The 9472-nt window shown below is 66.3% G+C and carries 9 protein-coding genes; 4 read left to right on the forward strand and 5 right to left on the reverse strand.

The window, feature by feature from the left end; genetic code table 11:
- On the forward strand, positions 1-361 hold a 361-nt coding region (locus RKP46_RS01710), incomplete at its 5' end, for a putative nucleotidyltransferase substrate binding domain-containing protein (RefSeq protein ID WP_311105033.1).
- A gap of 76 nt (positions 362-437) precedes the next feature.
- Here the strand turns inward: RKP46_RS01710 and RKP46_RS01715 are convergent.
- Positions 438-713: an ArsR family transcriptional regulator gene (locus RKP46_RS01715; protein ID WP_311105034.1), complete on the reverse strand. Its 276-nt coding sequence runs from the start codon at positions 711-713 to the stop codon at positions 438-440.
- Between the two features lie 223 nt (positions 714-936).
- On the opposite strand from RKP46_RS01715, the gene typA reads away from it, so the two are divergent.
- The 3 genes from typA (at position 937) to RKP46_RS01730 (ending at position 5553) form a co-directional block, all read left to right on the forward strand.
- Positions 937-2778 (forward strand): translational GTPase TypA, encoded by a 1842-nt coding sequence (typA, locus tag RKP46_RS01720; RefSeq protein WP_300327546.1) that lies wholly within the window; start codon positions 937-939, stop codon positions 2776-2778.
- 149 nt (positions 2779-2927) lie between these two features.
- The gene (locus RKP46_RS01725) at positions 2928-4538 is read left to right on the forward strand and encodes a 4-hydroxyphenylacetate 3-hydroxylase N-terminal domain-containing protein (RefSeq protein ID WP_311105035.1); all 1611 of its coding nucleotides are present in this window, start codon (positions 2928-2930) and stop codon (positions 4536-4538) included.
- A gap of 130 nt (positions 4539-4668) precedes the next feature.
- On the forward strand, positions 4669-5553 hold the full coding sequence (locus tag RKP46_RS01730; protein ID WP_311105036.1) for a transporter: 885 nt from the start codon (positions 4669-4671) through the stop codon (positions 5551-5553).
- Between the two features lie 60 nt (positions 5554-5613).
- On the opposite strand, the gene RKP46_RS01735 is transcribed toward RKP46_RS01730, so the two are convergent.
- The 4 genes from RKP46_RS01735 to RKP46_RS01750 form a co-directional block, all read right to left on the reverse strand.
- Entirely contained in the window at positions 5614-6783 is a 1170-nt protein-coding gene (locus RKP46_RS01735) for an ABC transporter permease (RefSeq protein ID WP_311105037.1), read from the reverse strand.
- 77 nt (positions 6784-6860) lie between these two features.
- Positions 6861-8018 carry an ABC transporter permease gene (locus tag RKP46_RS01740; RefSeq protein WP_300327306.1) on the reverse strand — a complete coding sequence of 386 codons (1158 nt, stop codon included), beginning with the start codon at positions 8016-8018 and terminating at the stop codon, positions 6861-6863.
- 43 nt (positions 8019-8061) lie between these two features.
- On the reverse strand, positions 8062-8763 hold the full coding sequence (locus RKP46_RS01745) for an ABC transporter ATP-binding protein (protein ID WP_300327305.1): 702 nt from the start codon (positions 8761-8763) through the stop codon (positions 8062-8064).
- Positions 8760-9472 (reverse strand): efflux RND transporter periplasmic adaptor subunit (locus RKP46_RS01750; RefSeq protein ID WP_311105038.1); only part of this gene is annotated, 713 nt, incomplete at its 5' end. The genes RKP46_RS01750 and RKP46_RS01745, both read right to left, overlap by 4 nt.

The following is a 9472-nucleotide window of genomic DNA, read 5'->3' on the forward strand; positions in this document are numbered from 1 at the left end:
CTCAGGCATGCTGGAGATCAAGAAAGCGGGAATCTTCGCGCTTTCCGAGGGGGTCAAGGCGTTGGCGATCCAGGCCGGCCAGTTGAAAGGCAGCACGCACACGCGGCTGGAAGCGCTGGTCAAGAACAAGGTGATCAACCGGAAAATGGCCGAGAACATCGCCGAGAGCTTCGATTTTCTCGTCCTGATGCGGCTGCGCGGACAGGTCGAAGCGGTGCGCGAAGGACGCAAGCCGGACAATTACGTTCTGCTGGAGCACCTCAGCATGATGGAACTCGGCCGCCTGCAGATCGCGCTGAAGGGCGTCGAGAAGTTCCAGGAGTTCATCAAGGGGCACTTCAACCTGCACCTCCTGCGCTAGGCCGGGCAGCGCGGCCGATGTCGCCTTGCCGCGCAGCACCGATCAATCGCCGGCCAGTCATGCGGCAACGCAAACCTCAATAGATGATCGCCTCGGCGTCGTCGTCCTTCTTGACGCCCGGCTTGCGCCCGCGCGACGGAGTAGGCGGATCGCACGACAGGCGGCAACTGGTGCCCTCGATCTTGCGTCCATCGATGAAACGGGTCACCTTGCAACAGATCAGGTCGCCCGCCGCGGCAAGCTGCGCAATGCTGTCGCGCAACTCGGCGAGCGGAATGCCGAGCGCCTCAGCCATATCGACGTCAAGCTGCTCACCGTTGCTGCGCAGAAATCCGATAATTGCTTCGCTCATTGGAGCACCCTCAAAAAGACTGTCATCAAACAGACAAGTCGCTCAGTTTGCGCCACTGTCGGCTTTCTGGCAACAAGCGGAGCGGCCGGCTCGCCAGTCGAGGCGTGAGCGCGGCGGCTGGCCGAGCGAAGCGATCGCCTGCTGCACACTTGCCCCTATTGCAGCGCAACAAAGGGCCGGCTTGTGCTAGAATCGCCGCCCCTTTCCCGAAGGCCCTATGACCATGTCCCGCGCCGTCCGCAACATCGCGATCATCGCCCACGTCGACCACGGCAAGACGACGCTGGTCGACAAGCTGCTCGTCCAGGCGGGAACCTTTTCCGCGCATCAGCATATCGCCGAGCGGATCATGGACTCGAACGACCTGGAAAAGGAACGTGGAATCACCATCCTGGCGAAGAACCTCGCGGTCGACTACGGCGGCGTGCATATCAACATCGTCGACACGCCGGGGCACGCCGATTTCGGCGGGGAAGTCGAGCGCGTTCTGTCGATGGTCGATGGCGTTCTGCTGCTGGTCGATGCGGTCGAGGGCCCGATGCCGCAAACGCGCTTCGTCACCAAGAAAGCGCTGGCGCTCGGCTTGCGGCCGATCGTCGTGGTCAACAAGATCGACCGCGACGGGGCGCGCCCGAACTGGGTGGTCGACCACACCTTCGACCTCTTCGACAAGCTGGGGGCGAGCAACGAGCAGCTCGACTTTCCGGTGGTCTACGCCTCGGCGCTGAACGGCTACGCGACGCTCGATCTCGCCGATCCGGCGCGCGACATGCGGCCGATGTTCGAGACTATCCTGCAGCACGTATCGCCGCCGCACGCCGGCGACATCGACGGGCCGCTGCAGTTGCAGATCTCGGCCCTCGACTACTCGAGCTACGTCGGGCGGATCGGCATTGGCCGCATCCAGCGCGGTCGCCTGAAACCGGCGCAGCCGGTGATCGTCATGTATGGCCCGGCGGACGCCGCCGGGCGCTACGAGCATGGTGCGCCGAAGACCGCCAAGGTCGGCCAGGTGTTCGGTTTTCGTGGCCTCGAACGGACGCCGATGGACGAGGCGCTGGCCGGCGACATCGTTCTGGTCACCGGAATCGACGATCTGTCGATCGGCTGCACGATTACCGACAGCGAGCAGCCGGAAGCGCTGCCGATGTTGAAGATCGACGAACCGACGCTGAACATGACGTTCATGGTCAACAACTCGCCGTGCGCGGGCAGCGAAGGCAGGTTCGTCACCAGCCGGCAGATCGGCGAACGACTGCGCAAGGAACTGCTCACCAACATGGCGCTGCGCGTCGAGGAGACGGCCGACACCGACAGCTTTCTGGTCTCCGGACGCGGTGAATTGCACCTGACGATCCTGCTCGAAACGATGCGGCGCGAAGGCTACGAACTGGCCGTCGGTCGCCCGCGCGTGATCCTCAAGGAAGTCGATGGCGCCTTGTGCGAGCCCTACGAAATGCTCACGCTCGACGTCGACGAGTCGCACCAGGGCGCGATCATGGAAGCGCTCGGCCAACGCCGCGGTGACCTGCAGGACATGTCGTCGGACGGCCGCGGACGGGTCCGCCTGGAATACCGGATTCCGGCGCGCGGCCTGATCGGCTTTCAGGGTGAGTTCATGAACACGACGCGCGGCACCGGCCTGATGAGCCACGTCTTCGATGAGTACGCGCCGGTCAAGGGCGACATCCCCGGCCGGCGCAACGGCGTGCTGATCTCGGGCGAGAACGGCGATGCCGTCGCTTACGCGCTGTGGAAGCTGCAGGATCGCGGGCGGATGTTCGTCGTTCCCGGCGACCGGCTGTACGAGGGAATGGTCATCGGCATCCACAGCCGCGAAAACGATCTGGTGGTCAATCCGATCAAGGGCAAGCAACTGACCAACTTCCGCGCCTCGGGAACCGACGAGGCGGTGCGCCTGACGCCGCCGGTCGCGCTGACGCTGGAATCGGCGGTCGAGTTCATCAACGACGATGAACTGGTCGAAATCACGCCGAAGACGATCCGCATCCGCAAGCGCCTGCTGACCGACCACGAGCGGCGGCGCGCGGCGCGCGAAGGCTGAGCCGGGAAGAAGAGCAAAACCGGGCAGCGGCGGCTTGACTTTCGCTGCGGCCGACAGCAAGCTCGGCGAGTTGCAGGGCTGGCGGCGACCCGCCCTGGCCGGCGACGATGCCGCTTGATCGTCGCGCTCGATCAACTCTCGGAGGACCCATGCGCGAGGACAACGCCAACCCCGCCGCGGTGAACAGACGGATGAGCGGCGCCGAGTACCGTGCGTCGCTGCGCGAGTACCGGCCGCGCGTCTATGTCGACGGCCGCCTGATCGAATCGGTTGCCGACGAAGCGTCGCTGCAGCCAGGAATCAACGCACTCGCGGTGAGCTACGATTTCGCGCTCGATCCGGCGAAAGCCCCTCTGATGACCGCGCTCCAGTCGGCCAGCGGGTGGACGGTCAATCGCATGCTGCACATCAACGAAGCGGCCGGCGATCTGCTCAACAAGCTGGAAGCGGTGCGCCTGCTCTGTCAGGAAACCGGCTGCGCCCAGCGCTATCTGGCGCACGATGCGCTGAACGCGCTGCACCAGTTGAGCGCGCGACTCGACGCTGCGCACGGCAGCAACGAGCAGCGCGCGCGCTGCGCCGCCTACCTCGCGCACGTCCAGCGCAACGATCTGGCGCTCGGCATCGCGATGACCGACGCCAAGGGCGAGCGCGCACGCCGCCCGCACGCGCAGACGAATGCCGACAGCTACGTGCACATCGTCGAACGCCGACGAGACGGAATCGTCATTTCGGGAACCAAGGCGATCGTCACCGGCGCCCCCTACATGCACGAGCTGCTGGTCATGCCGAGCCGCAACATGCAGGCCGAGGACGCCGACTTTGCCGTCTGCTGCGCACTGCCGGTCGATGCCCCCGGCGTCACGCTGATCGCGCGGCCAGCCGGCCGCCCGGGCGAGCGCCTGGAGCATGGCGCGGCGCCGTTTTCCCGGCGTTACGGCCAGTCGACCGCGGTCGTCGTCTTCGACCAGGTGTTCGTTCCCTGGGAGCGCGTCTTCCTGGCCGGCGAATGGCAGCACTCGGCCGCGCTGACCTACGCCTACGCGACGCACCACCGACACAGTTGCATCGGCGCACGCGCCGGTTTCGGCGACCTGCTGATCGGCGCCGGCGCGCTGATGTGCGAGGCGAACGGACTCGATCCGGCGAGCAAGGCGAGCCTGCGCGAACCGATGGTCGAACTGATCAAGATCACCGAGGGCTTCTTCGCCTGCGGCGTCGCCGCCAGCGTTTACGCGGCGCCCGACGAGCACAGCGGCAGTTTCATGCCCGAGCCGGTCTTCGCCAACATCGGCAAGCTGCTGCTCGCGACGCAAATCTACGACATGCACCGCCTGGCACACGAGGTCTCGGGCGGCCTGATCGTTGCCCTGCCCGGCCCCGACGAGGATCACAATCCGGCGACGGCGGCGACGCTGGCCGAGGTGCTGCGCGCCAACCCCGATGTGCCCTACGCCCGACGAATCGAGGTGGCACGCTTCATCGAAGACCTGACCGCGTCGTATCAGGGCGGCTGGTATTCGGTGATCAGCCTGCACGGAGGCGGCTCGCCGGCCGCGCTGAAGCAGGAAATCTGGCGCAACTATCCGCTCGGCAACAAGGTCGAGCTGGTCGAACGGCTGCTCGAACGCGGCGTGGTGCACGATCCGGCGCGTCCGATCACGCGCAACCGGCAGCCCGGTCGCTGCTGCGCGGACGGCTGCAGCCAGACCGGGCAGGCGATCATGCTGCCGCTCGCCAAGCGTAGCGACAGCACCTGAGCCGTCTGGCGCAGGCAGCGATGGTACCATTGCGCTGCGCCGCCGCGCCGACCGGTCGGTCTCGTCCGCCGCGGCCCGGCGCGCCGTCATGGGGACACGCCAACAATCGAACGATCAGGGAGATGAAGTCATGCGCAATGCGCTCAAACTGTTGCTGCCGGTGCTCGCGGCGGCGCTCGCCAGCCCGCTGACCCTGGCCAAGGAAGGGCCAGACCAATACCCGAACGGGGCCGAGAACTTCATGGCCGGCGCCTTGCCGCCGCCCGGCCATTACTTCATCAACTATCTCGGCTACTACTCGGGCGACTATCGCGATACGCAGGGCGACCGCGTGCGCGGCGTTTCGGTCAACGCGACTTTCGACGCGCTGCGCTACGTTTACGTCAGCCAGAAGAAGATCCTGGGTGGCGACTGGGCGATGCATGCGATCCTTCCCTTGGTCTACCAGCGGCTGCACACACCGGGCGGCGTCGACAGCAGCTTCGGGCTGGGCGACATCACGATCGATCCGCTGGTCATCGGTTGGCACTTGCCGCCCGACTGGCATTTCACGGTGGGCCTCGACATCTACCTGCCGACTGGCAAGTGGAGCCGGACGCGCGCCGGTGAGCGCATCGGCGCCAACTACTACAGCCTGGAACCGGTAGTCGGAGTCACCTATCTGAACCAGCGCGGCTTCGAGGCCAGCGCCAAGCTGATGTACAACATCAAGCGCCGCAACAACGATACCGACTACGAGTCGGGCAACGAATTCCACATGGATTATCTCGTCGGACAACACGTCGGACCCTGGGCTTTCGGCCTGGCTGGATACTATTTGAAGCAGACCAGCGACGACCGCCAGAACGGCCAGCAGGTCGGCGACGGCAACCGCGGCCAGGTCTTCGCCTATGGTCCGGCGATCCGCTACCAGCACCGGGGAATGAGCTTCATCGCCACCTGGAACCATGAAACGAGTACCGAAAACCGTTTCCAGGGCAACAAGTTCTTCTTCAAGTTCGTTACCGCGTTCTAAGCACCGCGCCTTTCGGTTCGGCCGCGTACGCCGCGGCCGGCCGGCGCCTGGCGTCGGCGCTCAGACCGCGCGCAGGCACTCGGCGATTTCCAGGCGTGCCGCGCGCCACGCCGGGATGACCCCGCCGACGACGCCCATGGCGAGCGCGAAAGCCATCGCTTGCACGGCGATCGTCGGCGTCAGGACGAAGCGGAAAGCCAGCTCGGCGAAAGTCTGAAAGTTGGTCGTCGAGATGTCGAAAGCCTGCATGGCGCTTGCCGCGAGCAGCCCAAGCGCGCCGCCAAGCACCGCGAGCAGCAGTGATTCGCCGAGAAAAGCCAGCAGCACGGCGCTGCGGCGAAAGCCGAGCGCGCGCAAGGTGCCGATCTCGCCGCTGCGCGCGGCGACCGCGGCAAACATCGTGATCATCGCGCCGACCACCGCACCGATCGAGAAGACGACCGCCAGCGCGCTGCCGAGCAGACGGATAAAGGTCGCCAGCGCCTCGCTTTGCTCGGCGTAGAAAACGCGTTCCGGCTTCGCTTCGAGCGCCAGCCGAGGATCGTCTTCGAGCGCCTGGCGCAGGCGGTCGAAGCCGTTCTCGTTGGCCAGGCGCAAGACGACAGTCGAAAACGAGGTCCGCCGGAAAGCCTGCAACATCTGTTCGGAATCGCCCCAGAGCTCGGAGTCGAAGCCGCTCCGGCCCGCGTCGAGCACACCGACGACGAGCCAGTCGCGGCCCGCGAAGCGCAGCGTCTGCCCCAGGCCGACGCCTTGAAAACCGGCGACGACAGCGCTGCCGGCGACGATTTCCGAGGTTCCCCGGCGAAACATGCGGCCTTCGCTGAGGCGCACCTGCGGGCGCAGTTCGCCGCCCGCTTCCGACGTACCGCGCACGGTGACGTTGCTCGGCTTGCCGCTGCCGCGCTTGGGAAGATTGATCAGCACCACCGGCTCGCGGCTGACCAGCGGACGGCCGAGCGCATCGCTGGCGATTCCCGGCAAGGTTTCGATGATGCCGACCTGTTCGCGGCCGACCGCGCTGTTGATTTCGGCGCCCGCACCCTTGCGCAGGATGATCACGTTGTCCGCCTGGCCGGTGGCCACCAGCGTTGCGCGAATTCCTTCGCTCATCATCAGCACCGTCGCGAAAACGTAGACGACGAGCGCCATGCCAAGCGCAGTCAAGCCGGTCGTCACCCGGCGCAGCCAGAGGTTGCGCACGATGTAGGCGAGCGGCAGACGCTTCACCGCCAGCCCCTCCGCGGCAGCGCTCGCCGCTCGTCAAGCCGCGTCCCCACGGGAGGCCAAGGCGCGCTCACGACGCCTCACGCGACATGGCGCAGACCATCGACGATGTCGATCCGGCTCATTCGCCAAGCCGGCCAGGCGGCGGCGACGCTCCCGACGATCAAGGCGGCCAGCCACTGCAAGGCCATCGTCAAGGCCGACACCTGAAAGACCGGGAACAGCGTGCCGGCCGCGCGAGCAAAGGCGGCGGCCAGCGGCAGCGTCGCCGCCACGCCAAGCGCTCCGCCGATCGCGGCAATCAACAGGCTCTCGCCGTAGAGCAGGCGGACGACGAAGCCTGGTGGAAATCCGAGCGCGCGCAGCGTGGCGTATTCCGCCAGGCGTTCGCGCGCGGTCATCGTCATCGTGTTGGCCATCACCGCCATGATGATCACGATGATGATCAGGCTGACCGCCTGAATCGCCACCAGAATCGCCTCGCTCATCGAGACGAAGCTCAACTGGAACGCCTTTTCCGTCTCGGTCAGCGTTTCCGCCAGCGAATTGGCGAACAGCGCGTCGATGCGCTGCGAAATCAGCGCCGCATTGTTCGGCTCGTCGATTCCGACGATGTACACGCCGACCGAGTCGGCTGCCCGCCGCGTGCTCTGGCGCACCGATTCGTTGATCAACGACCAATGCACGAACATCTGGTTTTCGTCGGTCTTCGCGTCCACACCGTCGTAGATGGCGCGCAGGTTGAAGGTCCAGGTGCCGGGGTAGATCGTTCCGCGCAAGGGAATCGTGTCGCCGATCCGCCAGCCGAACTTGTTGGCCAGCCCGCGGCCGACCACCGCCGCCTGCCGGTCGCGCAGGAAAGCCAGTTTCTCGGCGTCGGCGATCACGTACTCCGGGTAAAGCGCCAGGTAGCTCGCCGGATCGATGGCGAACTGCGGGAAGAAATTGCGCTCGGTGATGTACACCCCGCCGAACCAGTTGGCCCAACTGATCGCGCGCACCCCGTCGACTGCACGGATGCGCTGCGCATAGCCGAGCGGCAACTGGAAGGTCAGCGAAATGCTGCTGCGCGTCACCAGGCGGGTGCTCGAACTCGCCTCGACACCGGCGTACCAGGCGTCGATGATGGTGCGCAACAGGCCGAAGGCGCAGATCGCGACGACCAGTCCGATCAGCGTCAGGACAGTCCGCAGCTTGTGGCGAAAGGCATTCTTCAGCAGGAGCCGGAGCAGGAACATCGGTCGTCAGGCGCGCTGTTCAGGCGGCTCCGGCCATCACTCGTCACCCGCCGAGCGCGTCGACCAGCACCCCTTTTTCCAGGTGCACCAGACGGCCGGCGTGCGCCGCCGCCTTCGGGTCGTGCGTGACCATGACGATCGTCTTGCCCAGGTCGAGCACGAGTCGTTCGAGCAAGCCGAGAATTTCCTCGCCGGTCAGCCGATCGAGGTCGCCAGTGGGTTCGTCGGCGACGATCAGCAGCGGGTCGCTGACCAGCGCGCGCGCGATCGCCACGCGCTGCTGCTGCCCGCCCGAGAGTTCGTTCGGATAGTGCGCGGCGCGATCGGCCAGGCCGACCAGGGTCAGCGCCAGGCGCGCACGCTCGGCGCGCTGGCGGCTTGGCAGGCCGGTGAGCAGCAAGGGCAATTCGACGTTGTCCTGTGCGCTGAGTACCGGCAGCAGGTTGTAGAACTGGAAGACGAAGCCGACGTTGGCGGCGCGCCAGTCGGCCAGTTCGGCCTCGCTGAGGTCGGCGATATCGACTCCGCCGATCTCTATGCTGCCGCTGCTCGGCTTGTCGATTCCGGCAATCAGGTTGAGCAGCGTGCTCTTGCCCGAGCCGCTCGGACCCATCAGGGCGACGAACTCGCCCGCTGCAACGTCCATGTCGAGATCGAGCAGCACCGGAATCTCCTGCCCGCCACGCCGGTAGTTCTTGACCAGCCGGCGGATGCGAATCAGCGGAGCAGGATCAGCGCGGCTCAAGGCTTCCTCGTCGGCGCAGCGCTGCCGGAGACCGCCACGCGGGCGCCCGCTGCCAGCCGCTCGCTCGGCGCCAGAACCAGCAGTTCGCCCGGGCGCAGCGCAGTGCCGGTCACTTCCTGCGCGTCGCCCAGCTTGCGGCCGAGCGTCACCGGAACGGCTTCGACCGTCTCGCCGACCAGGCGGAAGACCAGCATGCTGCCGGCGCGTTCGGTGATCGCTTTCGGGTTGACCGCGACGACCGGCGCCTGGTCGGCGTCACTCGCCGGCTGCGAGAGGAAATTCACCTTCGCACTCATCTCCGGCAGGATGCGCGGGTCGATCTTCTCGAAGCGGATCTTGGTCACCACCGTCGCTTTCGCGCGGTCCACGGTCGGCACGATGCGGGCGACGCTGCCCCGGAAGCGCGCCTCGGGAATCGCGTCGAGCATGATTTCGACCGGCATGTCGACGCGCACGCGCGCGACGTTGCTCTCCGAAACGTCCGCCTCGACTTCGAGCGTACGCATGTCGGCCATCGTCACGACGGCGCCGGAGGTCCCTGCAGCCGCCGAAAAGGGCGTGATCATGTCGCCGACATTGGCGTTCTTGACCAGGACGACGCCGTCGAAAGGCGCGCGGATCTCGGTGTTGTCGTAGTTGACCCGCTGTACCGTCGCCTGCGCCTGCGCCTGCGCCTGCGCCGCGCGCGCGCTGCCGATCGCCGCCCGCC

This window comes from Accumulibacter sp. (assembly GCF_031732815.1).
In the GTDB taxonomy this organism is placed as follows: domain Bacteria; phylum Pseudomonadota; class Gammaproteobacteria; order Burkholderiales; family Rhodocyclaceae; genus Accumulibacter.

Bases quoted from the DNA above. Each gene is read 5' to 3' on its own strand.
- typA (WP_300327546.1), top strand. From the start codon at position 937: ATGTCCCGCGCCGTCCGCAACATCGCGATCATCGCCCACGTCGACCAC.
- RKP46_RS01740 (WP_300327306.1), bottom strand. From the start codon at position 8,018: ATGTTCCTGCTCCGGCTCCTGCTGAAGAATGCCTTTCGCCACAAGCTG.
- RKP46_RS01715 (WP_311105034.1), bottom strand. From the start codon at position 713: ATGAGCGAAGCAATTATCGGATTTCTGCGCAGCAACGGTGAGCAGCTT.
- RKP46_RS01725 (WP_311105035.1), top strand. From the start codon at position 2,928: ATGCGCGAGGACAACGCCAACCCCGCCGCGGTGAACAGACGGATGAGC.
- RKP46_RS01730 (WP_311105036.1), top strand. From the start codon at position 4,669: ATGCGCAATGCGCTCAAACTGTTGCTGCCGGTGCTCGCGGCGGCGCTC.